Source organism: Microbulbifer maximicatervae (SeqCode) (genome assembly GCF_052467065.1).
Map to the genome: position 1 here is coordinate 60,255 of NZ_CP174299.1, position 24,691 is coordinate 84,945.

A 24,691-nucleotide genomic window follows, 5' to 3' on the forward strand; every position below is an offset into this window, starting at 1 on the left:
TATTAGCTTGCTAGCTCTTGCGCTTGACGGGAGTTGGGATTAATAAATACAACATCCTGCTCATTAATCATTTCTTCGATTTGCTCTAGAACTCGTTCGGCATTATCGCCATTTACATCACCCGCAATCTGAAAAATTACTTGAGTTCCAGCCTGTTGTTCACTGTTAGTTGAGATCGAGTCATTTGCAGCCAATGGTGTTGCAGGCGAAGTCAGACCGCCAGCCGAAGTAGAGGTAGCAGCTCCACCAGAGACACTGCCATGGGAAGCACTACCACTTGAAAAGCTCGCGCTTTGAATCTGAGAGATTTGAGCCGCTCCTGCCGCCGCCATCGCAATAGCTGCAGGAATACCCCAGGGATAGCCGCCAGAGTTGTTATAGGATTCGATAATGGCTGAAGGTAAAGTGGCAACAGCTTTGGCAAGACTCAGAGACTTCTGAATTTTGAACAGCTTTTTACTGCTAGAAGCCGAAACTCCAAGCATCATATCGAAAGCACTGGAGAGAGATTTCCAGCGATTCTTATTGCTATCTTGGTCTAACTTTTCTCGCTGCTTTGCGTGCTTCGCTTCCAAAGCAGTGAGGTTTCTCTGGTACTCACCCTCCAGAGCTAGACTTGCTTGTCGAGACTCTTCTTCAGTCGCGCGAACAGCCTCCAGGTGTTCAACCAGGGCTTCCCGCTTGGAGAGGTATCCTTGGTCAAGGATTTCCATCTCTTCATCTTGGCGAAGCAGTAAGATTTCTCTTTCGCTCAGCCAGGACTCTCTCAACCCCTGAAGGCGAGCATCAATCTCTTCATTAAATTGGTCTCGATTTCTCTGCAGTAACTCCTCGCGCTTTGCGGGGTCTTGAACATTTTCTTCAATAATACGATTTCGACGCCGGTAGCTCTCGGCAAGAATCTCCTCCTCCGATAACAGGCTTTGGCGTAGGTTCTCGACAGTATCCAGACGGCTCTGTGCTGTGCGCTCAAACTGCTCTTGTAGGGCTCGCTCAAGGGCCGGAAGATCATCTTGGACACTGGCAGAACTTAAACCGGATTGCTCACTGACGGACTCTAGGGAAAGAGGCTCACCACCATTCGTGAGTGATTTTGGCTTCCCGAGCTGACTAATTTTCCGATCGGTATCAACCAGCTTCTGATTCAATGTATCTATCTGATCATTTAGCTCCTGAACCCGAGAGTTTTCATTACCGAGTGGAGCTTGAAAGCCAAAGCGAGTGCCAGGCTTGGCGCCGCCATCTCTTAGTAAATCGCGTTGCTTCGTGAGCCGATCGAACTCCTCCTTAAGGCCATCCCTCTCGGCCAGGATTTTCTGTTCGCGGTTTATTCTCTGAGCCTCAGTTAACCCCTCCCAGCTTCGAGTAAGCTCATCAATCTTGCCGGTGAGCGTTTCAGCTCGCTCTTCAGTGGTTGGCTGTGTCGCATTCCAGGCAATTAGTGAAGTCACGGCTAACGCGATAACTCCAACAGGCCCACCAAGAAATGCAAAGGCAGTACGTAGTCCTGCAGCTGCAACGGTCGCCGCACGAGTCGTAACCGTGGTTCGGCTAATTACCTGACCTAATGAATTGGTTTGAACCGTAGCTTTATAGGTGGCTGCATTTAGCAGGCCCATCTGAACAATTTGCTTACTAATGGCACCTGCGAATTTTCCAGCTAAGATTGCCGCAACAGCAGTAAGCGCGAACTCCATACCATCAGCAACCTCACGCACCGCTTCGGCATCTGTTGAAAAATCAATGAGGACTTGTGCAAGACTAGATATTGAACCGGCTGCCGACTCAGATGCACCAGACACACCATCTAACTGACCAATCGCAGCGGTGATACCCGAATTCAACTGCTCCAGGCTTTGCCCCATTGATGTGCTTAGCTTTAATGCCTCGGCATCTATATCAGTAGCTGCAGCCTGGAACGCCTCTACCAAAGTCTTCGCGCTTAACTCACCCTCCCCTGCCATATCTCTCAGCTTACCCGCAGCAGAGCCAGCAGCATCGCTAGTTAGGTTAAGGTGGTCTATCAAGGCTTGTTGTAACCTTGGGGCATTCTCCATTACTGAGTTGAACTCATCGCCTCGAAGCACTCCAGAAGCAAGGCCTTGGGCTAGTTGGCGTAAGGCCCCAGCGCTTTCTTGGGCTGAAGCGCCAGACACAAGCATGGCCTGGCTAATGGTTTTGGTAACCGCAAGAATGTCTTCCTGGCCATCAAAAAGCTCACCCGCCGATTGTGCCAAGCGCTGATACAAAACAGCGGTAGAGTCCAAGGAGCCACGTGTTTCAAATGCAATTTCAACCAAGCTATGTTGAACATCTACCAACTCTTGAGTTGTATCAGTCACCAGTCTTAAACGGTTGGTAAGATTGGTCCACGTATCGGTGTACTGAACAATCTCCCGAATGGACAGTGCAGCACCTAGAGCAGTGAGGGCACCGGCTAATAAATTGCTGCTCGTGGCCATAGTTTGAATACGACCACTAGCCTCATCACTACTGTGCCCAAGGCTCTCCACAGTCCGCTCAGCCTTTGCGCCAGAGCGCTCCATAGCATCCAGCTTCCGCCGCGCAGCGTCCGGCCCCTCGGCCTCCACACGGATACCCAAGCGAGCAATTTGATCAATCGGCATTTTGAATAGCCCAAAAATTAATATCGAGCGCACGAATCACGGAAACCTCCCACGCAGACACATTGCGGCGCGTGAGCTGGCTCCAGTTCTGGATCTCGATGAAAGTGAGGGGTTCGGTTCCGCGAATCTCGCGGTAGTAATGGAAGAGATAATCCAGCCCTTCTGGAGGCTGTTCAGTTTTAAGTTCCGACGGAGTTATGCCGGTTGTTCTTTGGACTTGCGTGAGTTGCTGGCGGAGGCTTTCTTTGCATCCTTTTGGGATTTTGTCGAGCTGGAATTGACAGCAAGCCCAGTCGATGAAGGCTTGCTGTCGCTGACGAAAAAAAGCGCGCGGTTACTGGAAGCCCTGTCAATCTGGTCAAGCAGTTGTGGGGCCTCTCTCAGTAGTTCTTTTACCGCTGTCTCGGTAAATTTATCCTCCAGAGACCAACCAATAACTAATGCAGCAGCTGCACTATTTTTAGCCTCCCTTACTAGTTCGAAGCGTTTTTCTTTATCCTTTTCCAGGTTGGCTACAGCAAGGTCACGCTGCATTTCTGATTGAGCCATCTGGAAAGCATCTGAGTCGACACTCAGGATTTCCAGGTAGTGCTCTGTAGCCTTGCCTTCGGGAGTATAAAGGGGGAATTTCACCCCTTTATTACCCTTTTCCCGCGTATAAAAATCACTGGCTTTCATTAGGTTGCTATCCTCTCAATACTCAGGTTGGTAACTTCAGTTTCGTCATACACCGCCTGGAAAGGCAGAGGCAAAATGATTGCCCCCTCACCGGAAACATCTACTTGGCCACCGGTATATTTAATTTTTGGAAGAGTGAAAACGTAAGAATTTCCGGCTGCATCAACCAAACTAAACTCTAAGCTTGAGTCTTGCTCATTCAAGAATTTCTCAAAGAGTGTAGAGTTTTCAAAATAGGCTGAAAGTTGGCCTGTAACATTAGAGCGTTTTGCTCCTGGCTGAATTGTGGAATCACTACCAACGACATACCGCGACTCAAGACCGTTATCCAATGTAAGGGTTAATTCGGTCACTACCGCCAGGCTGGCAGCTCCCTCCTTGATAACACCTTTGAACGAGTCAAAAACCCGAGTAGTTGTCTCCTCCCCATAAGTGGAACCTGACATGACAGCAGCTTCTGGAGACATGTCCTTACCAATAACACCAAAGCTGCCACTTACTCGTGCTCCAGGGGCCACAGTGAGATTTAGAGTGTTAATCTCGCAGCCTGTATAGCGGTGATATGGCTTATCAGAAATATCCCCGAACTTCCGCTCAATAGTAAAACTGCGTCGAGTCTTGCCAACGACCAACTTGTCACTATCCCAAGTGCCCATGGTTGCCGCTTCAAGGAAGTCATCGAAGGAGCCATAAGAAAGGTTGATAGTGATATCGCCACCAACACTCCTATTCATATGGCGATAGTCAGTGATTTGGCGATCATCGCGAAGCTCTTCGTCTGCAGAGCCTTCTTTGGTTAGCGCTAGAGTTGTCCCCTTGCTTCGAATCGCTTTAAACGTGGGTGAGGCTGGAGTAACGCCATAGGTGGATTCAGCCACGTAAGCCATCGAATGTTGGCTACCGTCTGCCATTTGTATGCTCCTAACGTAGAGTGGTTGCGGACCAAGCCGCGCTTATATCAAGTTGATACCAGCCATCTACCACCCTGCCGGGAGAGATGGTTGAAGATTGAATTGTTACGATTTGGCTTGAGTACTCAGGAGTTGAGCCTGCCTTGAAGTGTGTGAGAATTTGGTCGGCCATTGTTAGAGCATCTCCTCGCCCTTTGCCAACTGAATAAAAAATACTGACCTGAAATATTCCTATCCGCTCATCCCTACCGATTTCACCAATAGTGTCCTGGCTACTATCTGCGGGTAGGTTATACACTGTCGCATATGGCGTACCTACACTCGGTTCAAACCCGTCATTCTCATAACCAGTAGGCAAGCCGAATCCACCCGATACATAGTGCTGCACCAGGGCCGAATAGATTTTGCTGTACATGGATTATCTGATTATTCGTCGAATAATTGATTTGATACGGAGGACGTTGCGGCGAACCATCCCCGCCGGGGCCTGTTTAGAATGACCGTACTCGAGAGGTTGGATATACGGCAGGTTATTAATTAAATAATTCACTTTATCCAACCCCCTAACATTCTGAATCACTTCTGCCTGAGACTCAGTACCTGAACGGTCCAATCGCAAACTTGAGCTCTGGGCAGGAGTGCCAACAGTCGTCTGCCAATTTCCGCGAGCCCGGCCAGTATCAACTGGTGTATCGCGGATAACGGAGTTAAACAGCTCGATATTGGTCGCTCGATAAATTCTGTCAGCCTCTGCCAAAGCATCCTCATTGAACTGTTTTAAGCTCGCTGAGAATTTCATTTGCGCACCTGACAGAAGTAAACCAGTGGAGTGCCAGCCGGATTAACCTCTTTAATATTGACCACTTGCCACTTTGCCCCATTGATTTCAGCCTGCGTGGTGAGAGTTGGAGCCCATTCAAGTCCAGCCGCTGCAATAGTTAGTTTTTTATCACCTCGCTGAACACTTTTACCCTCTGCGTACATCAGACCAGATTCTTTGAGGTTGTAGTCTTGCAGGATTACCCGAACAGTTTGGCTTACTGGCGTATCGCCTGAGCGTTTTCCTGCAACCGGGTCATCAACACCTTGAATGACATCGTGTAGCATTTGCTCAGAACCAAAGCGCGCAATAAGCCGCAAGGCCGTAGCGGCCATACGGTTATAGAAGTCGCTCATAGATTATGTCCGGACTAGAAAAAGTCCGTTGTTTTTCAGAAGTGGAGCAAGCAGAGCATCCGCTTTGGCAAATGCAGGGGTGAACTGTTGTTGAATGGGTGCCGCATACGTGACATCAATAGCACCTTCAACGCGCTCTTTAGTTATCGGCCCTGTATCGGTTGGTAACCGGTTGGGCTGAAGGTCATTCTCTCTCGCCTCAATTGCCAAGGCCAACTGTGCGTATACCAACTCACGCGGAATCTCATTGCTTGGGAAAAGTGCATCCGGATAGGAAATTCCCCAGGCATCAGCCCGGGGCCACTGTAAGGGCTGGCCTTGCGTTGAAATGTACCCCTTGTACCGATCTCGCTTGCCTTCCAAGAAATCCATAGCCCTGATAAGAAGCGGCTCACACTCAGCATCCGATAATGCAGATAGGTCTACCCCTCGCGCACCCGCATAGTCGCGCAAGTCTTGCACGCTGGCATAGCTGTTAGCACTCGAATTAGAGCCGGTGCCGTCTTCTATTGTCAGGGCCATGGTGTCGCCTACTTATCGCCTTTAGGGGCTTCTGCCTTTTTAGGCTCAGGATCAAATCGTGCATCAACGATTTTAAAACCCTGTTCGCGCAACTTCTTTTTCTCTTCCCGTGAGATGGGATGTTTTACATATTTAATTTTAGCGGACATGCTATCACCTGCTTGTCATGCACTGGCGGCCAAAGCCGCCAATAATTTACTTAGTGGAATCACCAACCGCGATAACGCCGGCAGTGTGTTTATCTGAGGTCATCACCTTGTCCCAGTTAGCACCGGTAGCTAGGTCCGCATCGGTGGGAGACTTACCACCGTTGGCCTCATCCCAGGTGTAACCCTTCAGACCCAACCCAAAGGTGTAGTCGACCTGCATAGTGGTTTCGATACGCTCCTTACCGTTGGAGGTCTGGATATTCGAAATCAGGTCGCCACCGTCATGCACAACAGCGGCGCTATCCACCAGCCCCAAAACCTTTTGCTTATTTGGGCTCCCTGACTCAAAGAGTGCGGGTGCGTCGGTGACAATTACTGCTTTACCGAGGATATCCACTACATTGACGTTTTGAGCTTCAAACAAACGGGTGGCATTGGTAAGGTTCTGGCCAATCAGCTTGTGCATTACCTCCCCGGTCATCACATTGGCAATCAGACTTCCGGAGTGGTCACCAAACTTAGCGTGAGCACTATTGAGAGCGGTGTAGCTGATACCCGCAGTTGCAGACACATCATTGACCACCGAGGTGTTGTTTTCGATGGCTGCCACTAGCGCAGCAATTGCAGTGAAAAGCTGGTCCTGCAAAAGTGCTTCGGCAAAGTTGCGGGATGCCACCTCCACCCCCTCTGCGGTAGGCTTGTTTAACCAAGTCATCTGGCCCGGCTCGAATAGGATAGGACCAAACCCACCGGCCACTTTTACAGAGCTGCGCTTGAGTTGGGTTAGATCAGTCGGAGCTTGGTTACCATTTGCTCCATATCGATTCACCCGACGCTGTGCTCCGTGAATGGCAGCAAAGAATGACTCTTGCAAGAAGTCACCCTCGAAACCCTCCGTGGTCAATCGGATAGCCCCATTAGAGGCCGCGTTAAACTTCTGCACCATTACCGCCAATGTTTCGATTGTGGCAGGCATGATGTACTTATTAAAAACTTCCATATGCGAAAGCATGGCTATTTACCTTTAGCTGTTTAAATCAGGGAATTTGGCCGAGATGGCCGCTGTGCGCTCCGAACGAGAGCCGCCCATGTTTCCGGTTGCAGCCCCGCCACCACCTTGGCCACCTCCACCAGCACCAGCACCAGCACCACCACCAGAAGCTTTGCTACCAAGAATCACCGGGGCGAATGCGGGATTGTTGGCAAATTCAGTTTTAAGATCGTCCAGGCTTGCCGCTGAGGGCTTGCCTTGGCCATCTTTAACCACCGTTACGAACTGACCGTCACGTTGCTCAGCAGCCAAGCGGGCCTTGATATGGGGAACCAGGATATCGGCGCTCCCTTGAACCGCTATCTCATTGGCCATGGACACAGCAACGTTATCCACGGTCATTGTGGTAATGCTGCCGTTCAAGGTGTCGATTTGTCCTTGAAGTTCAGCCTCACGATTGGCTAGCTTTTCCTTCCAAGAGTTATCAAGAGCTTCTACATCCCCACTCTTGCGAGCAGCCTCTTCCGCTGCGTCCTTGGCCTTTTTGGCTTCGGCCTTTTTCTCTTCCAGCAAGGAGGCAACCTGTGCTTTTAATTCAGCTACTCCCTCCCCTTGCGGGATGCCATCAACCTTCAGCTTGTATCCGTCGCCGTCCTTCTCATACATCGCGGCAACGGCCTCATCTAAACCCTCCAGGGTTTTGAGCCTGTATTTCAGCATGGTGTCTCCTGAGACATTTCGCCGGGATTTCCGGCAGATATAAAAAAGGCCCGCCGAAGCGAGCCTGTTATAGGGAAATAAGTAATTTGCTTAACTTGGGATAAGGTTTTCGCTAGCTTTTATGACCTGAAGTGTTTTCGCCTTCAGGCCAAAAATATCACCGAATATTCCTCCTGTTATATTTATGGAGGACGTGGAGTTGTCAGCAGCAATGATAATTCCCTTGGAATTTTGCAATTTGATAAACCCCTCCCATGATGAAACTTTCTCAAATTCTCCAATAGCAACCCCGTCAACTTCTACAGCGAACTTCTCTATAGGCTTTATAGATATATTCATTGAATCCCCGCTTTCTTAAATGCAATTGGCTCTTTCTGTTTCATCTCATCCAAGGTCAAGGGCTTAAAATTCCGCCCTAGATTTAGTGCTGCAAACCGCTCAGCAGACAACCCACCATTGAGGAGAAGCTTAGCCCGAGTTGGACCAATAGCATCTTGTATGAAGCTCAATGGCTGCTTTTGTAGCCACTGGTAATAAGTCAGGCCAGCATCGACATAACCATCCTTGCTAGCCCGAGTAGCGCCCTCACTTAGTGCCTGATACTTTTCCTTCAGGACCGCAATAACTGTACTGCGGCAGCGTATGTGAACTGGTGGACGCGGCCCTTTATCGAGAGGGAATACTTCGTTATCCAAACTACGGCACTGAATCGATGTACGGCTATCCAAAGTCGAAACCCAGCGCAATCCCTCCAGCAAGTCGGAGTTATTCTGAAGCGTCTCCATCCGCGCCGTGGTGGCCGTATGGGCAACCGCTGTTCGAACTACCGCATCCGCATTGCGCTGGGTTATCGCCAAAATACCGTCGCGGTAATTGTTGGCTTTGGATCCCCGGACATTACGAATAATCTGGAGAGTTGTTTGCCCCTCAAAGAAACCCTGACGGATTGCCCCGGTAACCCGCTTTCTCTCGCTGCTAGTCCAGTCCTTGATAAATGGCTCAATCAACTGACCACCATCAGGACCACGCACAGAGAGCGGTGTGGAAAGCACGGCGGCACGGACCTGAGCCGGTGCAGGAATTACAGTCTCTACCCCGGCAATCAATGCGGCCTGTAAATTGCGGACCTCAAATTCCGATTCATATTCGGCTAGGTCCAGCAGGTGGCCGGCAAGCTGGTCGTAATACTTACTGAATATCTCGGATAGATCGCTATCAACTGCGGCAAGCAACCGCTCCAGCCTTGCCCGGGAGAAGTCGGTTAAATCGTGGTTTGATAGGCGCTGCTTTATCGAGCGGTCTATCTGCTGCAGGAAAGCCGCAAACTGATTTACCTCACCAGACTTTAATCGCTCCAGATAGACAGCATGGCGAGTGCTTGAGGTGGCGAGAGCTTCACTCATCGTTTAACCCCGGCTCAGGCGCCTCGCTATCCAGCTCCTCACGAATTGCCTCATCAGTCTTCTCAGCATCAATAACGCCATGCTTCCGGAGGTTCGCCCACAGGTCGGAACTCGGTAAGCGACCGGACTGCCAAGCATTCACCAGAGCGGTGAGCATCTGCGCATCAAGATTGGATTCAGCAAAGTCCTGGTTGAGTTTGTACTCGGTATCAGCCTGTACATTCTGGAACTGGGCCACCCATTGAATAGCCTGGGTGTAAGCCTCACTGACGTTCTCGGCGACCAGAGACAAAACAGAGTGCTCTGATTCGTTTTCTGCCTGGGCTTCAGTGGCGGTCTTTACTGCTGAACCGCGCTCAATCAAGCGAGCACCCAAGGCGACCATTTGCTTTTCTTTCTGGTCCATTGCTTCTTTGACCAGAGTGTTCGGCTCAACCTGGGCAAATCCAAAGGCTCCGCCATCGGGGAGCAAAATTGGAGAGCGGGAGCCAATATAAATGCCCTGCTTCTCCATATGGTCACGCCATTTCTCAGTTAATCCAGAAATCCAAGGCTGCGCCTGACCGACGAAAAACGCTGAATCCTCATAGTCCGCTGAGTTGCGGTAATGAGCCTTGTTGAGGTTTGCCAGGTCTAACAATGGAGACCGATCGATACCCGAATCATTGTTCTCGGCGCCGACAAAGGTAAACGGGATAATGTCCCAGGCCTTCCCTACTCCATCTAACGGTGTATACGTATCGTGAATAATCCAGGTGCCAGTGTTTCCACTGCGCCATATCTCCACTGTGTAGCGACCATCAATCAGCTTAAGTGCGCGGTACTGAGTTTTCTCTTCGATGCCAAAACCATCTGAGGTGATTTCTTCATAGCTCTCACGGATAACAACCAGCCCCAGCCGGTGAACACCGCCAACCTTGATGGTCCGCCAATTGATAATCTGATTAGCGGGATAGCTCACTATCGATGCACGCACTAGCCCGGCTTGCTGTTCGGCCTTGGAGGTTTGCCCTTCAGTTTTTGGATAATCTACCAGCAGACCGCGTCGGCCAGACTTAAGCACCGCAGCAACCACAGACTGAGACTGCTGGTAGATGCTTACCCCATTGCCATTAGCATCTGAAGTCAGGTATTCCAGACCTGCCGGGATATCAACTGTTGGCGCTCGGCGAAATACGGCACCAACCAGGCCCTGTAACGTGCGACCGGTTGCGTTATAGAAAACTGCCCTGTCTGTGTACTGCTGATAGCGAGCTCTATTTGCTTCACTCTGGTCTTTTGGGTTCGGCATAGGCAGATAGGTGATGCCCTTAGCCTTAATAACCCGCTCACCCGCACAGATATCATCAACCAGCGTCCAGTCTGGCAGCGCCTTGGTGAAGTCGTCGCGCTGGTAAGTAACGTCATTTGCCATTAGTAGGCCATTCCCATGTTGATACTCATTGCCATAGTGCGGATGTTCTTCACTGAAACTGCGAAATAACGGAATGCGTCTGCGCCGTGGCTGGACCAGTCATGCAGCGGTCGATCTTTCCAGCAACCGTTCTTGTCATCCCACTCTTTGCGGTAGCTCTCCAAGCACTTGATACCCTGGTCGCACTTCTCTTGATCGAAGACACACTTAGGCAGAACTTCACGAACCGACTCAATACCGCCATCGACACTGCCATGTGGTGCAACATTAAAATTCAGGCTGTATGTCTCACCGTCTATCTCGTAGCCCTCGCGAGCCATTTCTCTACGAGATTTACCATTGCCACTGAAATCCCGGTTATCTATATCGTGAGGCGCCCAGTGTTCGGCATAGTTGTAGCCGCGCTCTTTCAGCACCTTCATGTAGTGAGCTATGCCTTCGCCGCTATTCTCGTAGTAATCAATAACGTGGTACTCCTCCCCCACCACGCGCACAAACCAAATGGAGGTCGAATCACCAACCCCGATATCCCAGAAGGTGTAAACCGGTAAATGTGAGTTATCAGGCAGCGAGCCAATCCGCCCCTCTTTGTAGAGCCGCTGGAACTGTCGTGAGTAGTAAGCGCCTTGGATAGATTGCTGGAAGGCCTCAGCGGGAAATGATGGGTACTCCCGCTTGATGTCATCACCGAGTGTTTTCTCTTTGGTGATGTACCAGAGCTTTTGCGCGTCGGTTAGGCTGATTCCCTGCTTGCTTTCGAGTTCGGCAAAGTACTTTTCGAATCGCTCAGGGACAGACAAAGCCCCCGACAGTGAATATTCAGGGTTCTTCCACCAGGGGTAGAAAAAGAACTTCCAGTCCAGGGCCGTTAAGGTTGCCCCTTGGTTATGTAACTTCTCCGATGACTGGCAGTAGTCGAAGAAATACCCCTGTCGGCCTTCTGCAGTCGATTCAATAGTGACATCGCAATCAATGGAAACGGCTTCAAATGCACCCGTGACAATCTCTCGAGCCTTATCCGGATACTTAGCGCATATCTTTCCGAATTCAGAGACGTGCAACTTACGGAGAGTGCCGCCCCGAAATGAGGTACTGACGGTTACCGAGCCGCCATTATGGAAAACCAGCTCGCCTGCCCTGTCGTTTCTGGCTGGGTTGGCCGCCTTGATAACATCCGGCAGCTGGTCATATGCGTATTTAACTTTCTCGCGGAATAGCCGTTTTGCATCATCCAGGTTGTGCGCTATCAGTGCACAGGCGCCAGACTCAAACAGGGCGCAATCAAGTTGGATAATGCACTGCTCAGTGGTGAACCCTAGCTGCCGCGCTTTGAGGATGATGTTCCGAGTGTGGTGGTTCTCGTAGTAGTCGCGCTGTTCCGGGTTCATCCGGAACTTAACTTTCTTGCCCCGCTTATCCTTAATCCAATAGAGATTGTTTAATCTCCAGTCTCTATTCGTAAGGTTGTTGACCAGTTCATGTGGTAGCGCCATCGCTGATTTGCTTCATAAGGGTTGCCATTTCATCAACTAGCTCTCCCTCATGATTCACCCTATCGCGGAATGCTTGGACTCCAACGTGCTTGCCAAGAAGTTCCAGGTTTTTGAGTTTGTCTGGCCATTTGATTTTCTTTAGGATACCGATCACTTCGCGGTCATCACCACGACCTTCCCAGAGTTCAGCGAGGTCCATGCCTGCCAGATATTGCCGCCAAACCTTGGGCCACTCGCTAATAGACTTTAGAGAGCCGTCATCCTGCAGAATATCCAGAACATCCATCTGGTCGATCTCAACCAGGCGATTCAGTACATAATCGGCATTGATTTGGGTGCGCTCAGAGCGGGCTCGTTGTGCTTTCCCGATGTATTTCGCCACCTCAGGTTTTCTCAGGAGTTTTGCAGCTTCTACTTCTGCGCTGCGCTGCGCTGCTTTGGGGTAGGCCAACCTGTAAGCCCTTGTTGCATTTAGGTTTTTATCAGCCAGATATGCATCAGCGAATACCTGCCATTTATCAGTTAAGTTATTTTGATTTCGCCTAGCCATTGTTATCACTAATTAAATGAATATTGCGCCATCAGGGTTTAAGATAATTATCTAGCCCCAAAGTACTTAAATTCGATAACTAACGGAGATTAATCATGGCCGATTTCTATCAAACAGCACTTGGTGCAAGCTCGACTTATTCCAGCGACCCTAAAGAGGCTAGAGCCCATGCCGTTGCAACAGCGTTAGAAATTATTCGTGCAAAAGTTAGTAGCTCATCGAGTCAAACAACAGAACAGCTAAAATCTGAATTTAATAGCCTTTCAAGCTACGCTAACCTAATCCAGGCAGCCATGGAGGGCGGCAATAAGTAGCTAACCTATTCCCCTCTCTCAATCAACCGCTCTAGCTTGCTATCAATACGCTGGAGCCTGGTTCTGATTTCGTCTTTGAATTCAGCTATGTGCTTTTGCTCTAGGGCACGCATAGCTGATTCGTGCTTAATTGCTTGCGCGTTCTCCCCTACCCGTTTTTCTACATCTGAGCCCCAGGCAAACAAGCCAGCCGCTAAAAGTATGATGCTGGCTATCTGAGTGATAGAGATGCTTTTGCTGAGGTGCCAATGCTCTGTTTGTTGGGTCATGATTGCTTCCAAGCCTTCATTGCTTTCTCAGCGCTTCGCCCCACGACATAACCACCGAGGCCGATTTTTACTATCTCTAGCAGTGCCAGGGTTTGCTCCTCGCTCAGATTTGGAGCTGTCCAGCCTAGCCAATGAAATACAATCAGCCCGACGAACGTGAGCATTGTTACTGGCCGCCAGTTTCTCTGTAGCCATGACTCCCCCGAGGCTTCTGCCGTGATTACCTGGGTTGCCGCTTTTAGCTCTTCCAGGTCCATTGAAATCAGCTGCGAATCAACTTGAGCTTTTAGGCGATTGGCTTCTGTCTTATCTGGGAATGCTTTGTCTATGACCTTACCGAGTAGATTTGATATGGCTGAAATCATTAGTAGCTCCAGACTGTGGGGCGGGTACGCTCGCCAGGTATTGATTCAAGGTCATCCAGGTGGAGGAATCGCTTGCCGACAGCGCCCTTTTGCTTAACTCCTATACCGGTAAACCCTTCCTCTTGAGCGATTTGGATTAACCGATAGGCTCGGCCTAGTGCCACTTGAACATCAACGGCCTGCCCGGTGGTATGTGTCATGGTGGCATTTAACCGAACGTTGTGTGCTGGGCAGCGATAGCCAGAGTTAATAATCATTGGCTTGCCGAAGCGCTCTCTAACTCTAATCAGACGCTTTAGCGTTTCATCTTTGAAATGATTTTTGCCACAACAACGACAGGCCAACTCCGACTCTGTGAAGTAGTCGTTTTGGAACATAGGAGTCTCAAATTTCAGGCATAAAAAAACCGGCTTGGGGGCCGGCTTAAGAAAGGATGGTCGCTGCATGAAAACCAAAGCAGCTGTGAACATACTACTCTCGGGCACAGATACTGTCAATACATACATCTGTACATATATACAGTTACACTAATTTGTGCGCCGTTCAGGCAATCTGGCACAAAAAAGCCCGCATTGAGCGGGCTTCATGGGAGGTTAAGAACCTTTATAAATTAGGTTCCACCATTCCCTATATCTGTACATACAACGAAGGTATCACATTCATCATTTCCATAACCAAATCCAGAGCCAGAACTGCCTCCTGTGCTAAAGCCTCCATCTCCACTACCGCTACCTCCAGAGCTGCCTCCTGATTCACCACCAGTTCCGGAAGTAATGAAGTGCTTTCCATACAAAGGATGATATTGATAAGTAGCTATCTGACCTGTCGTTCCAGATTGTACAACTACCACATCCCCTGGCTTCCACTGATTTACAGATTGGTTGACCTCAGAGCGAATATGGGCATTAACCTCGCCATCACTATAAATGTCACCTGTCATTGTCGTGTAGTACGTTGCAGCAACAACAGCTACAGAAGCCAAAACTAAAGGAAGTCCCCAAAAGCTACTTTTTTTCATAAAAATCCATTTATCTACAAATTGTTTCTAAGACGAAAATAAAATACAACAATTCTTATTGTTTTGTGAGTAAACCTCCCTTAACACTGGCTCCCTTTGATACGGATATAAAACTGCTTCCAAATGATTTACCATTTTTGTGTTCTCATTCACGTATGAAGATGGCACGGCTCCATTCAGTGACGAATAGACAATCTCAGCAGTTTTTGCATAGAAGTAAGACTTAAGTAAATCTTGCTCAACACCAAGCCCATAAAAGTATGTTGCCGAGAGCTCATGTAGAGCTTCTAAACTACCAGAAGCCCAAGCTGATTCTAAATATTCAATTCTTGTATTTCTTAGAGAATCAATTTCTTCTTGACTTAAGTCTTCGTAATTTGGAGGTATAAAGTTTGAAAACTCCAATTGCGCTTTTACATGCCCTTGATCAGCTGCACTGGTCAAGCTTTCAAACTCAGAAGGAAGTGAATGCCTACCTATTTCCTGACAAAGATTTGGAGATGCTAGGTTCGAACCTTTTCGGCAATATGAGCGCGCCTTATATAGCTCATATGTAGAATCAACATCATAAGGGTTTTCTATATATTCTTGCAGATCAAAGTTAAGCGTAGGGTCATATTTGACCATTTCTAACTCTACAGTCTTAAAATCGCCAGATTTTTTTGCAGAATCATCCTCAGAAAAAACGACTCTACTTCCATCTGCTCCATCTTTCTTGACCACCTGCTCGTATTCGACAGTAGGAGGTGCCAATTCACTCTCCCCCCTCAGAGAAAGATCATTAGATGCATAAAATGCATCGCCCCTAACAACAAAAAAAATCAGAGCAGCAGACAAAACTCCGAAAGTAATAAGTACGCTTGTTCTTTTTGAAAGTTGCATTTTTAAAGTGAATATAATTGCACGGCGCTGGATTCTACAAATCACCTAAAAAAAATCAACTATAAAAACCAAAAACAATCATGACGTTAAAGAACAACTCATGCGAAACATTCAGATGTGACTTTTATGCCCACAGGTTAGGGGTTTCAGCTCACTTATAAACATAAGCAAATTAATTTAATTAAAAGGTCCGCAAGATGATTCTAAAAAACCGGCTTGGGGGCCGGCTTAAGAAAGGATGGTCGCTGCATGAAAACCAAAGCAGCTGTGAACATACTACTCTCGGGCACAAATACTGTCAATATATACAGATGTATACATATACAGTTATGAAAATTTATGCGCCATTCTGACAATCTGGCACAAAAAAGCCCGCATTGAGCAGGCTTTAGGGCGTTTCGCTAGGAATCTGCATATTTATCCCAGCATGGGGTTTTTATACAGTTCTGACACAGAGAAAGTCAAGGGTTTCCAATTCATTGGTTTTTTGGGCTTTTGCTAATGGCCTCTAGGAAGAACAACAAGACTTCCCATCCTGTTGAACTGGCGGGCATGGAATCGTTCCATAAGAGCAAAATACACAGCAATCGCCCTTCTTAGGGCTTAGTAACTCACCACATTTTTTACATTCATAAAACCACTGGCAAGCATCTACTGGCATAGTTTCCGCGTGTTTGTAACCACATTTTGGGCAGGTAATCGTAGATGTTCTATTTATATCTATCGCCATTGCTTAATTGCCCTTTCCTGGAAAGCTATATTTAGAATTCTACTACCCAGCACCTAAATCTCTATGGGTGTTTTTCGACCCTCTTTAAGCCCAACCAGCCCTGCATCTTGTTCAAAACTGGTATGCCTTTGGAACTCCCCTGTTAGTTCTAAGAAACCAAAAGGCCCGTACTGAAAAGGCCTTAGAGTGTTTAACCTGGAGTCTGCGCACCTCTCTGAACATAGGGCTTATATGTAGTTCTCATACAGAGAAATTCAGGGGTTTTTGCTCCTTTATTGCCCCCCTGTAAAAAATATCACTATCTGCGAAGCTATCTACTTACTTCGAGCATACAACTCATCAACACTCTGCCTGCTATATATTTCTTCAATTTTATCTTTAATTGGACCAAGCTGCTTACATACCCAATCTATCATTTCTTCAAGCAACGCAATTATAGCTTTTGTATCTTTATCTTCACTTCTCAGTGAAACGTCCCTCGCCATATAAAATGTAAGAAGCCCTCTTCCTTTTGACGGCGGGAGTAAAGCTAATCTCCCTGAAATATTATCAAGATCAGTGATTCCTGCGTGCGCGGAGAAGTTATGCCGCTCCCTTATAAGGTACTTATGAGTCTCAAGCAGCCATTCTAAATCCCCACGGAAAACTTGCCTTTCTTCAAGCTTAATACCCCTCCCTTCCGTAGAAACAAAATTGCGCGCATACTTTGTGATAAATGATTCCCATAACGCATTCTGTATATATGGATCTCGATCATTAGTATTTACAATATCAAGGAATACCTTTCGGCATATTTCCAAGTCATTCTTGATTGACTCATACCCTATATATCTTTTCTCAACAGGCCCACTTAACTCTACATATGGACATGCTTCACCATCATAAAAAATTCTTATATCACCTTTAACCAAACCATCAATTTCATCTGCAATAGGAAGGACTGCCACCTCTATTTTATCTTGATTCACATCCATCATAAATCTACTCGTAAAACTATTGCGAAAAAAACACAACCCCATCTAACTAAAAGCTATTTATTACTACTGCAGCTTACAGCGAGCCAGAATTTCCTTATGAGTCTCACACTCACCAGCATACCACCTCAAACTCCAACTCCAGCTAGTATCCCTAGGCTCACAATCTGAGCAGTTGCCACAAAATCTTTCTCTAAACCCTTGGGTATCTGGGTTATCGTAGAGATCTTTTAGCAACCCTCCGGTGGCCATCTTGTGACCATGCTTTAAACACACCATGAAATGGAATCCACCTGCTGAGTGCATCTGCAAGGTTTCTGCAATAATTCCACCAGGCCGATAACACACAAATAAATTGCTGCAGTCACGCATTATCTCAGTAGGATCATAGTTCACAAGCGCTCTAGCTACCACTCTACCAAACTCGCACTCGGAATCATCGGGATCTAGCCTGAGACTTTTAGCTTGCCTATAAAAATATGACTTCTGCTCTTCAACACTTAGGTCATAAAAATTATTTATTTTAATGTTTTCCTTATGCTCGAAAACAATCTGCTCAGCCTGATCTAACTTCCCGTCTAAATGTGGCAAATATTCAACAACTCGCTGTCTGATCCTTTTAACAACATCAGGACTGACATCCACTTGAGAGGCGACCAGCAAATAAAGCCGATAAATTCTTGAGGCATCTCTAACTGCAACGAGATATGACATGACAAACGTTGACATATTGTTGCTCCAGCCTTCTAAGAAATCTATCGATTCCCTCCCCCCTCTTTCCTTATGAACATCATTAAATATCAATATACCTGCATATATATCTATAAAAATATCAGCCAAAATATGATACTGACCTTCCTTCAGCAGGCGATTACATAAATCAATTATCTTTTTCAGTAAAACACTGCAATCGTAGTGCATTTCCTGAATCTTACTCTCAAAAATCAAACGATAAAGCGAACCTTCCTCATGGCTAAAAGCTGAGAAGTGCGTAGCGTGAAGCTCATCCAATACGGACCTAAATGCTATGCTACGCGCCTTCCCAAAAGCAATATATCGCTGCCCCCTAATACCACTCTTTCTAGCCAGATCAATTAGCTGAATACACAGCATCTGTTTTTCTTGTAAAATTTCATAACGCACCGATTTATATGGCGCAATATTGAATGCCTGCAAATAATACAGAGCTGCCACAAATCTATCTTTCGGAGGAACAATAGCAGAAGCAAGTAAATTCCCTGCTGTTTGATATACTTCGTCGTAGTTATATTTAGCTAACGAGTTGTCGAGTTGTTGATGAAAAGCCTGATACAGGGTATCGCCTAGCTCCCCGATGCGCTCACTTAAAGAAAGAGGTTCTAAGTCACCAAATCTAGAAGTTGACTCTTTAAGTCCCTTTATGCTCAAGTAATCCCAACAATCAACAACCGCGTCAAAAAGACCATCAAAGGAATTCTTATCTTTCCGAACCAATCTGCTATCAACGGGAATATGAATCTGCATAGATTCTGTATTCTTTGATGAAAAGACATCCTCTCTTAACTTTGTATCATTTGTAATTGGCAACCAAAAAATTCTCTCGGATGACACCTCCACAACTACAAGAATCACAGGAATTCTAAAATTCAAATAATACTTAAGTCTCTCTATTTTAATTGTAAAAGACAGAACGGCCCCACCGTTAATAAAAGTTGATACTTCCTCTCCTTTTATCTGGACCTTAAAGACACTATTTTTACCTAAGGCTTTGCCCCTTTCGTCCTTTATTTCTATTTCACCATCAATACCAAAATCATCCTGATCCTCTTGGGAGCGATATATCCAATTACTTGGAAGGTTGTATGTAAAAATACGACCAGCTTCAACTCCTATTTCACCCGCATTCATAAAGCACCAACACCTTTTCTCCGGAAAGCCCTAATTCAATCAAGCTTAACCATAAAACCACATGCTAATTTTTAGATTTTGCATATCTATATCGCGCAATAACTTCATCAATTGGCTCAAGCGATCGAGCAGGCAAAGAATCAAGCAATCTCTCCAGCCGACTCCATAACCTTCGCCAGATTCTGTCCCACTGCTCCTTATTGCAGCCTAAGAGCTTTCGCGCCTGACGAAGATCAATTCTTCTTCCTGTAACATCACGAACCACAACAGAATGGATACAAAATAAGGCCAACTGCCCAACTTTCAACGGGTCATGAGGCTCGCCCCAGCTATAAAACTTCTTCATCATGTAACTCAGAAGATAAGCTCGCTCCTTATACCGGTTCCCCGGCGGTGCATAGGCAGCCATCCCCCAACAGTAAGCCAGCTCATCGGTTTCTCTCAGCTTGGCAATGGCATGCTGCACCAATCCCTTTTCACAAGCATCCATTATTCGCCCACTACTGCCCTTCCCCACCCTAGTTTCAGTTGCATAAACGGTCTGACCTGCCAAACGAGCAGTAACTTTTCCATTCTCATTCCGAATCTCATCGATGTAATGCTTCGGTCCCCGGCTCCGTACCGTCTGCCCACCCAACATTGCCGCATAATCAGATTGCTGGGTAGCTGTATCGAATGCATCATGCCAAGCCTGCCGAGCTGAGTGAAAATTCATTGATTCACCTTGAAGATTTTCCGGAATATCTTTGATGTGGGTTCTCTATCTCGATACCTGGCTTTGCCTGTGTCTTGCCAACGTAGGTAATCACTGCAAGCGAGCTCTTCGGCTGCACACCTGTCCCTTTGCTTACACGCATCGCACGGAGATGGCTCAAACAAGGCGCTCTGCTGGTTGCGAGTTAGCTCTGTATTTCCCCAGCTAGGCATTGGTTACTCCTTTATCAATCCCTTTTCCCGCATCTTGCTTTGGGTTTCGTATAGCGCTCTTAACTTGCTGCGCTCCATCTATCGCATATTCATTTCAGCTCTGGCGTTCGCCTGCTTAGTGCGCCAAGTTTCCACCTTCATCTCGGTGACCTTTATTCCCATACGTAACTTGAGCGCTACTTCTGTTGCGTATCTCAAGCCCTCCAGCAGCTCCACATACTCGGGGTGGGCGTAGGCTTCACGCTCTTGGGCTGCAGCAGAGAGGCCAGGTTTTGCACGCTCAGCATCCTTCATCAGTAGGGCCTTCTTGGACTTACGGAATTCGGATAGGTAAACCCGTTCAGCTTCTGCTTGCGCATACTGGGCCGTCTTTTGACGTAGCTCCTCAAAAGTCTTCTCTTGCTGGTCCATAAATCCCCCTACTCCAACCCAATCAAAAACCAAACACCTGAGCCAACCGCCACTACCCACAGAGAGAATTCCAAATAAAGAACTGTTTTGGTTGGGGCTGGCTCATTCATCACGCGACTTCTCGCATACTCTCTGAGTAGTCACGAAGCCGCTGACGGGCCTCGCTCAAGCTCTCCTTGTGGAAGCTACCCAGATAGTTGATATCGCCCCACTCGATGCGCTGCTGGGTGCGGATAGTGCTTGCAAACATCACATCTACTTGGTCGTCTCGCTTGGTGCGGAATACTGCTAGCGGACTACAGGGCTCAGTGGTTGAGATCCGCTGAAGGGCTTCTGGAATGGTGGCTATGGTCATGGGTATCACTCCCTGATGGTTCTAGGTTTACCAGTTGGTGTCGGTGAGTATTTCGGTCACGGACCGGTCTCGGGTCCGACCTTGATGCATCGATTGAGCGTGAGGCTGCTGCCCTTGCCCCTCGTGATTTAGCAGCCACTGGAACTGAAACCCTCGCCACCCCCTCTCGCAGCAAATGGCGAGACAGTGGTCAACGCTGTAGCCATGTTGGCTGGCTAAGTGAAGCTGCTTAGCAATCTGGTTGACGGCGGTTTGAGTGAGCGGCGCCTTGCGAACTTTTTTCCAATCCTCCAGAACTTCCTTCCCTGGCTCAGTTGGCCAAGATGAAAAATCTAATCCCCTATTAATATTTTTAGGTTCTTTTAGATTCTTTTTAGATTCGTGGTCCGTTTTTGGTACTGGTCCAGTCCCGTTTTTGGTACTGGTTTTGTCCGTTTTTGGGCCTGGTCCGTTTTTGGGACTAGTACCGTTTTTGGTACTGGTGATTTGGCCAAAATTCAAAGTGAATTGATTGCTGGAGCCGCTCGATTTGAGGCGAATAATCAGGCTAGATTCTTCCAACTGCTCCATTGCAGAAATTACAGTTTTGCGGTTGAGGCCAGTAGCTTGAGCAATGTACGCAATAGATGGATTACACTGTCCATTTGCTTCATTGTGGCAATTGGCAAGAGATAGCAGCACTAACTTGTGCGTAGACTTCACGCCCTGCTGCCATGCCCAGAAAGTGGCCTCAGCGCTCACGGCTAACTCTCCTTCACTTCAATAAAGTCAGAGGGAGTCTCTGAGACTCTCTGAGGATTAAAAACCGAGTCGACAACATCACCACACAACTGAGCCATCTGCTGGCGCCGACTTTCGTCTACTTGTAATTCACTGTAATTTTTCGGCAGCTGGGCAGGAATTGTTTTACGCAGCTCATTTTGAGTTAGCGCATTAGAAGTTTTATTAGACATACAATGCCCCTTTCTTTTGCTCTTGATGTGTGAACCATTTTATTTTTTATGGCACTTCTACAGCAGGGAATTTAGATCTTTCTAAAACGCGCGGACCTTAGAGAGGACCGCCATACTCGTAAGGGCTTCTTTTAAATCTGCCTGAGTCTGAGCAACGTAAACAGGTAAACATGCTTCAACCATGATTCGTAAAAGCTGTTCATGGCCGATACCCAACTCCGTCGCCCTGGACTTAAGTTGATCGAAGTCCGACTGCTTAATTCTTAAATTGCACTTTCTTAAGCTGGTCTCCATTGCTATTACCTAAACCATCCTTGAGTTAACGTTGTTTTCAGCTCTTCGGCTAGCTTTCACCTTCAGGGTTTTCACTTACACTCTCTGTAGGTCGAAAGTATTTTTCTGGGAGTGAAGGGGCACCATAAATATCCGGGCGTAGCTCATATCGAGTGACTGCACCGCCTGTGGCCGCTTCAATAGGGCGACATCGACCTGGAGGGATTGGTCTCACATTTTTAAACCATTGGGTTATTACAGGTGGCTTAACTCCGATACTCCTCGCCAGACCTGATTTGCTACCCACAATTGCAACAGCCCTCTCCAGGGCTTCTAGGTTGACGCTGTTATGAGCTTTGTACGTTTTCATAACCCAAATATAAGGCAATGCTTTACTTTTATCAAGCATTGCCTTTCAGGCATGTTATCCACTTAAATCAGGCAATGCTTGAAGGTGAAAAGCTCGGAAGAGCTATAGAAGAGGCCCGGAAAATCAAGGGCATTAATAAGGCAGAACTGGCACGCCAGTTCGGGGTCTCGAGCCAGTCTGTTCAAGGCTGGGTGAAAACTGGCCGAATAAAGAAATCAACACTTTTAGAGCTCATTGCTTACTTCGGTAAGGATGTTAGCCCGGAACATTGGGGGCTAACCAAAGCCCCGCTTGGCTACCCTACTACAGGCTCAAAAAGCCAAACCAATATTGGTGAAGAACGCGGCCCCTACGATTTGAATTTGCGGGAGGGCCCTCCGATAAGGGGGAAGGTTCCGCTAATCTCAACCGTTCAGGCCGGCAAGTGGATGGAAGTAATAGACAATTTCCAACCGGGCGATGCCGAAGAGTGGCGTGAAACAACTGCTAATGTAGGTCCAAACGCATTTGCGCTCCGCGTTGTGGGTGATTCAATGACATCCTTAGCAGGCGTTAGCATACCCCACGGGTCAATAGTGATTGTTGACCCTGATGCCGCTTACTGTAACGGGTCAATTGTAGTTGCCAAATTGATGGACGTTCAGGAAGCGACACTAAAGAAGCTGGTCGTAGATGGCCCAAACAAATACCTTAAACCACTAAACCCTGCTTATTCTCCAATACCTATTAATGGCAACTGCCAAATTGTTGGAGTAGCCAAAAAGGTAGAGTATGACCTTTAACGCTAAAGAAGGTTAACCTGAAATAGGGGCACCAGCTTTTATCGCCTGCACTCGGGCCATAAACTCCCTCAAAGAGAGTAATGCTGTTGGTTGCCCCCCAGGAATGCGCTCTTCTGAAAAAACGGAGTCCTCGTAGCCATCTCCGCTATGGATTCTTATCCGCACATCTTCAGCGGCTAACATTTCTTCCAGCAGCCCAATAGGCACGGCAACTGAGTTAGTGCTTGTGGTGTAAATTGTCCTAGAAACACTATTCCATCCACTGTTCGAATGGTCCGTGAGTTCAGCTGTCTTGAATGAGTAGATACTTCCAGAGATATTTACTTCTAGCCCAGTTAGATTTACGTGTGCAGAGTCCATAGAACTGCTAGAGCTATACTCCATAATTAGGGCCAAATACCCTGGAGACAAGCTGTTCCAGCGAGCACCAAGCTTATATGAGTTCCCCATTAGTCGTTTAGGGTTATAGAGGAATTGCGGTGTAACCTCTACGACTTTTGCGCCATCGAAAGTGGAAACTTTCTCAGTAACTACGCCCTGCCCGCCCATCTTAGACATCGCATCTGCCATTCCTGTGCACCCGCTCAGCGCCATTACTGCCAAGAAGACCAATAAGCAATAACTTATCATTTTCATTTTGTAATCCCTTACGCTTTTAAAACACTGAGAGTACCAGTTGCCTTCCTCGCAAGAAAGAAAGCTCGCCTCTAATCAAATAAAGCTCCAGATAAGGTAAATGACGCCAAAAATAAGGCATTGCCGTTGCTTTATATAAAGCATTGCTTTACATTTACTTTAACAACTCAGGGAGAATCCCCATGTTAGGAAGCAGCTCAACCGCCCCCGCCGAAGACGCTCTCAACGCCCATGAGAATCACCAAGACTCTCTGCCGGACGAAACCGCAGCTGAGGTAGAGAGCACTGAAGCTGGCATTGTTGAATACGTCCTGGAGTGCATTCTCTCTGGCGATAACGGTCGCCCACTCATTGAAGCCATGTATCGCCGCCGCTTTCTTGAAATCGCTCTCGATGAACTCGACAAGTTCCAGTTAAAGGACATCCTCCAGTGCGCGACCGCAAACGAGAAATTCTCTCGGAGCTGTGCATTAAAGCTGGCCAGGGAGTACCGCGAGGAACTTGAACCGCGCGCAGCAGAAGAGGGGCACATCGAAGGCCACCCACTTTCCCGCCGAAAGCCCACACAAGACGAAATTGAAAACACCGTATTTTTCATTGAGATGCACCTATTCCGTGAAACGGGAGCACTCAGCAATGAGTCGGCGCTAGCTCGGAATCTACTTGATAAGCACATTGGAAAGTTTCTCGAAAAATACGCTGAAGATTGTGATTCAACCGGAAACGGAAAAATTGCTGAAATTGCCATCGGCGGCGACCACACAGAGGCGGGTTACCAATATCACTCCATAGCGATGGAAACTGTGAGATTTATTGCTGGAAAATATTTCTGGCGATTCGCGCACGCTGCCCGTGATGCTGGTTACCTTGAATTGCCAAGTTCTTAAATCACTCAAAATTACTAAGCCCCC

34 protein-coding genes are annotated in these 24,691 nt (G+C 47.5%); 3 read left to right on the forward strand and 31 right to left on the reverse strand.

All coding sequences use genetic code 11. The features are described from left to right. Nucleotides 1–2: 2 nt before the first annotated feature. The 16 genes from ACJJI1_RS00275 to ACJJI1_RS00350 form a co-directional block, all read right to left on the reverse strand. Entirely contained in the window at nucleotides 3–2,627 is a 2,625-nt protein-coding gene (locus ACJJI1_RS00275; protein WP_444958216.1) for a tape measure protein, read from the reverse strand. Continuing rightward, complete coding sequence (locus tag ACJJI1_RS00280; protein WP_444959416.1) at nucleotides 2,617–2,925, reverse strand: phage tail assembly chaperone; 309 nt, start codon at nucleotides 2,923–2,925, stop codon at nucleotides 2,617–2,619. Before ACJJI1_RS00280 ends, ACJJI1_RS00275 begins: the two co-directional genes overlap by 11 nt. After that, on the reverse strand, nucleotides 2,823–3,305 hold the full coding sequence (locus ACJJI1_RS00285; RefSeq protein ID WP_444958217.1) for a hypothetical protein: 483 nt from the start codon (nucleotides 3,303–3,305) through the stop codon (nucleotides 2,823–2,825). Before ACJJI1_RS00285 ends, ACJJI1_RS00280 begins: the two co-directional genes overlap by 103 nt. Next, the gene (locus tag ACJJI1_RS00290; protein WP_444958218.1) at nucleotides 3,305–4,216 is read right to left on the reverse strand and encodes a phage tail tube protein; all 912 of its coding nucleotides are present in this window, start codon (nucleotides 4,214–4,216) and stop codon (nucleotides 3,305–3,307) included. The genes ACJJI1_RS00285 and ACJJI1_RS00290 overlap by 1 nt, the downstream gene beginning before the upstream one ends. A gap of 10 nt (nucleotides 4,217–4,226) precedes the next feature. Further along, complete coding sequence (locus tag ACJJI1_RS00295) at nucleotides 4,227–4,631, reverse strand: phage tail terminator-like protein (protein WP_444958219.1); 405 nt, start codon at nucleotides 4,629–4,631, stop codon at nucleotides 4,227–4,229. A gap of 3 nt (nucleotides 4,632–4,634) precedes the next feature. After that, on the reverse strand, nucleotides 4,635–5,015 hold the full coding sequence (locus ACJJI1_RS00300) for a hypothetical protein (RefSeq protein ID WP_444958220.1): 381 nt from the start codon (nucleotides 5,013–5,015) through the stop codon (nucleotides 4,635–4,637). Next, a complete protein-coding gene (locus ACJJI1_RS00305; RefSeq protein WP_444958221.1) occupies nucleotides 5,012–5,392 on the reverse strand; it encodes a hypothetical protein in 381 nt (126 codons plus the stop codon). Before ACJJI1_RS00305 ends, ACJJI1_RS00300 begins: the two co-directional genes overlap by 4 nt. A 3-nt stretch (nucleotides 5,393–5,395) precedes the next feature. Beyond that, nucleotides 5,396–5,914 (reverse strand): DnaT-like ssDNA-binding protein, encoded by a 519-nt coding sequence (locus ACJJI1_RS00310; protein ID WP_444958222.1) that lies wholly within the window; start codon nucleotides 5,912–5,914, stop codon nucleotides 5,396–5,398. Between the two features lie 8 nt (nucleotides 5,915–5,922). Continuing rightward, the gene (locus ACJJI1_RS00315; protein ID WP_444941245.1) at nucleotides 5,923–6,063 is read right to left on the reverse strand and encodes a hypothetical protein; all 141 of its coding nucleotides are present in this window, start codon (nucleotides 6,061–6,063) and stop codon (nucleotides 5,923–5,925) included. 46 nt (nucleotides 6,064–6,109) lie between these two features. Then, nucleotides 6,110–7,075, reverse strand: coding sequence for a major capsid protein (locus ACJJI1_RS00320; RefSeq protein ID WP_444958223.1), 966 nt, complete (start codon nucleotides 7,073–7,075; stop codon nucleotides 6,110–6,112). A 12-nt stretch (nucleotides 7,076–7,087) separates the two neighbouring features. Then, the gene (locus ACJJI1_RS00325; RefSeq protein ID WP_444958224.1) at nucleotides 7,088–7,774 is read right to left on the reverse strand and encodes a hypothetical protein; all 687 of its coding nucleotides are present in this window, start codon (nucleotides 7,772–7,774) and stop codon (nucleotides 7,088–7,090) included. 90 nt (nucleotides 7,775–7,864) lie between these two features. Further along, nucleotides 7,865–8,113, reverse strand: a complete 249-nt coding sequence (locus ACJJI1_RS00330; RefSeq protein ID WP_444958225.1) for a hypothetical protein — start codon at nucleotides 8,111–8,113, stop codon at nucleotides 7,865–7,867. Beyond that, on the reverse strand, nucleotides 8,110–9,177 hold the full coding sequence (locus ACJJI1_RS00335; RefSeq protein WP_444958226.1) for a minor capsid protein: 1,068 nt from the start codon (nucleotides 9,175–9,177) through the stop codon (nucleotides 8,110–8,112). Before ACJJI1_RS00335 ends, ACJJI1_RS00330 begins: the two co-directional genes overlap by 4 nt. After that, nucleotides 9,170–10,591 carry a DUF4055 domain-containing protein gene (locus tag ACJJI1_RS00340; RefSeq protein WP_444958227.1) on the reverse strand — a complete coding sequence of 474 codons (1,422 nt, stop codon included), beginning with the start codon at nucleotides 10,589–10,591 and terminating at the stop codon, nucleotides 9,170–9,172. Before ACJJI1_RS00340 ends, ACJJI1_RS00335 begins: the two co-directional genes overlap by 8 nt. Beyond that, the gene (locus ACJJI1_RS00345; RefSeq protein WP_444958228.1) at nucleotides 10,591–12,084 is read right to left on the reverse strand and encodes a terminase large subunit domain-containing protein; all 1,494 of its coding nucleotides are present in this window, start codon (nucleotides 12,082–12,084) and stop codon (nucleotides 10,591–10,593) included. The genes ACJJI1_RS00340 and ACJJI1_RS00345 overlap by 1 nt, the downstream gene beginning before the upstream one ends. Then, the gene (locus ACJJI1_RS00350) at nucleotides 12,068–12,634 is read right to left on the reverse strand and encodes a terminase small subunit (protein ID WP_444958229.1); all 567 of its coding nucleotides are present in this window, start codon (nucleotides 12,632–12,634) and stop codon (nucleotides 12,068–12,070) included. The genes ACJJI1_RS00345 and ACJJI1_RS00350 overlap by 17 nt, the downstream gene beginning before the upstream one ends. 95 nt (nucleotides 12,635–12,729) lie before the next feature. Here ACJJI1_RS00350 and ACJJI1_RS00355 point away from each other — a divergent pair, with 95 nt between their 5' ends. Beyond that, nucleotides 12,730–12,948, forward strand: a complete 219-nt coding sequence (locus tag ACJJI1_RS00355; RefSeq protein ID WP_444958230.1) for a hypothetical protein — start codon at nucleotides 12,730–12,732, stop codon at nucleotides 12,946–12,948. A 5-nt stretch (nucleotides 12,949–12,953) separates the two neighbouring features. On the opposite strand, the gene ACJJI1_RS00360 is transcribed toward ACJJI1_RS00355, so the two are convergent. The 14 genes from ACJJI1_RS00360 to ACJJI1_RS00425 all read right to left on the reverse strand — a co-directional run bounded on the left by ACJJI1_RS00360 (nucleotide 12,954) and on the right by ACJJI1_RS00425 (nucleotide 22,401). Then, complete coding sequence (locus tag ACJJI1_RS00360) at nucleotides 12,954–13,217, reverse strand: hypothetical protein (RefSeq protein WP_444958231.1); 264 nt, start codon at nucleotides 13,215–13,217, stop codon at nucleotides 12,954–12,956. Then, entirely contained in the window at nucleotides 13,214–13,582 is a 369-nt protein-coding gene (locus ACJJI1_RS00365) for a 3TM-type holin (protein ID WP_444941238.1), read from the reverse strand. Before ACJJI1_RS00365 ends, ACJJI1_RS00360 begins: the two co-directional genes overlap by 4 nt. After that, a complete protein-coding gene (locus ACJJI1_RS00370) occupies nucleotides 13,582–13,959 on the reverse strand; it encodes a D-Ala-D-Ala carboxypeptidase family metallohydrolase (protein ID WP_444958232.1) in 378 nt (125 codons plus the stop codon). Before ACJJI1_RS00370 ends, ACJJI1_RS00365 begins: the two co-directional genes overlap by 1 nt. Nucleotides 13,960–14,192: 233 nt before the next feature. Beyond that, the gene (locus ACJJI1_RS00375; RefSeq protein ID WP_444958233.1) at nucleotides 14,193–14,600 is read right to left on the reverse strand and encodes a hypothetical protein; all 408 of its coding nucleotides are present in this window, start codon (nucleotides 14,598–14,600) and stop codon (nucleotides 14,193–14,195) included. Nucleotides 14,601–14,627: 27 nt separating this feature from the next. Further along, the gene (locus tag ACJJI1_RS00380) at nucleotides 14,628–15,353 is read right to left on the reverse strand and encodes an SEL1-like repeat protein (RefSeq protein ID WP_444958234.1); all 726 of its coding nucleotides are present in this window, start codon (nucleotides 15,351–15,353) and stop codon (nucleotides 14,628–14,630) included. Nucleotides 15,354–15,990: 637 nt separating this feature from the next. After that, on the reverse strand, nucleotides 15,991–16,212 hold the full coding sequence (locus tag ACJJI1_RS00385; protein ID WP_444958235.1) for a GDCCVxC domain-containing (seleno)protein: 222 nt from the start codon (nucleotides 16,210–16,212) through the stop codon (nucleotides 15,991–15,993). Nucleotides 16,213–16,526: 314 nt separating this feature from the next. Further along, nucleotides 16,527–17,189, reverse strand: a complete 663-nt coding sequence (locus ACJJI1_RS00390) for a hypothetical protein (protein WP_444958236.1) — start codon at nucleotides 17,187–17,189, stop codon at nucleotides 16,527–16,529. 63 nt (nucleotides 17,190–17,252) lie between these two features. Further along, on the reverse strand, nucleotides 17,253–19,073 hold the full coding sequence (locus ACJJI1_RS00395) for a DUF4365 domain-containing protein (protein ID WP_444958237.1): 1,821 nt from the start codon (nucleotides 19,071–19,073) through the stop codon (nucleotides 17,253–17,255). Between the two features lie 64 nt (nucleotides 19,074–19,137). Continuing rightward, a complete protein-coding gene (locus ACJJI1_RS00400; RefSeq protein ID WP_444958238.1) occupies nucleotides 19,138–19,788 on the reverse strand; it encodes a hypothetical protein in 651 nt (216 codons plus the stop codon). A gap of 290 nt (nucleotides 19,789–20,078) precedes the next feature. Next, a complete protein-coding gene (locus ACJJI1_RS00405) occupies nucleotides 20,079–20,411 on the reverse strand; it encodes a hypothetical protein (RefSeq protein WP_444958239.1) in 333 nt (110 codons plus the stop codon). A 109-nt stretch (nucleotides 20,412–20,520) separates the two neighbouring features. Then, a complete protein-coding gene (locus ACJJI1_RS00410) occupies nucleotides 20,521–20,766 on the reverse strand; it encodes a hypothetical protein (RefSeq protein ID WP_444958240.1) in 246 nt (81 codons plus the stop codon). Nucleotides 20,767–20,793: 27 nt separating this feature from the next. Next, the gene (locus ACJJI1_RS00415) at nucleotides 20,794–21,507 is read right to left on the reverse strand and encodes a helix-turn-helix domain-containing protein (protein WP_444958241.1); all 714 of its coding nucleotides are present in this window, start codon (nucleotides 21,505–21,507) and stop codon (nucleotides 20,794–20,796) included. Nucleotides 21,508–21,509: 2 nt separating this feature from the next. After that, nucleotides 21,510–21,719 carry a hypothetical protein gene (locus tag ACJJI1_RS00420; protein WP_444958242.1) on the reverse strand — a complete coding sequence of 70 codons (210 nt, stop codon included), beginning with the start codon at nucleotides 21,717–21,719 and terminating at the stop codon, nucleotides 21,510–21,512. A 343-nt stretch (nucleotides 21,720–22,062) separates the two neighbouring features. Further along, a complete protein-coding gene (locus tag ACJJI1_RS00425) occupies nucleotides 22,063–22,401 on the reverse strand; it encodes a transcriptional regulator (RefSeq protein ID WP_444958243.1) in 339 nt (112 codons plus the stop codon). 35 nt (nucleotides 22,402–22,436) lie between these two features. On the opposite strand from ACJJI1_RS00425, the gene ACJJI1_RS00430 reads away from it, so the two are divergent. Next, nucleotides 22,437–23,144, forward strand: coding sequence for a LexA family protein (locus ACJJI1_RS00430; RefSeq protein WP_444958244.1), 708 nt, complete (start codon nucleotides 22,437–22,439; stop codon nucleotides 23,142–23,144). A 12-nt stretch (nucleotides 23,145–23,156) separates the two neighbouring features. Here ACJJI1_RS00430 and ACJJI1_RS00435 read toward each other — a convergent pair whose 3' ends face one another. Next, the gene (locus ACJJI1_RS00435; RefSeq protein ID WP_444941223.1) at nucleotides 23,157–23,780 is read right to left on the reverse strand and encodes a hypothetical protein; all 624 of its coding nucleotides are present in this window, start codon (nucleotides 23,778–23,780) and stop codon (nucleotides 23,157–23,159) included. Nucleotides 23,781–23,962: 182 nt separating this feature from the next. Between ACJJI1_RS00435 and ACJJI1_RS00440 the strand changes: the two genes are divergently transcribed. Next, entirely contained in the window at nucleotides 23,963–24,667 is a 705-nt protein-coding gene (locus tag ACJJI1_RS00440) for a hypothetical protein (RefSeq protein WP_444958245.1), read from the forward strand. The last annotated feature ends 24 nt before the right edge of the window (nucleotides 24,668–24,691 follow it).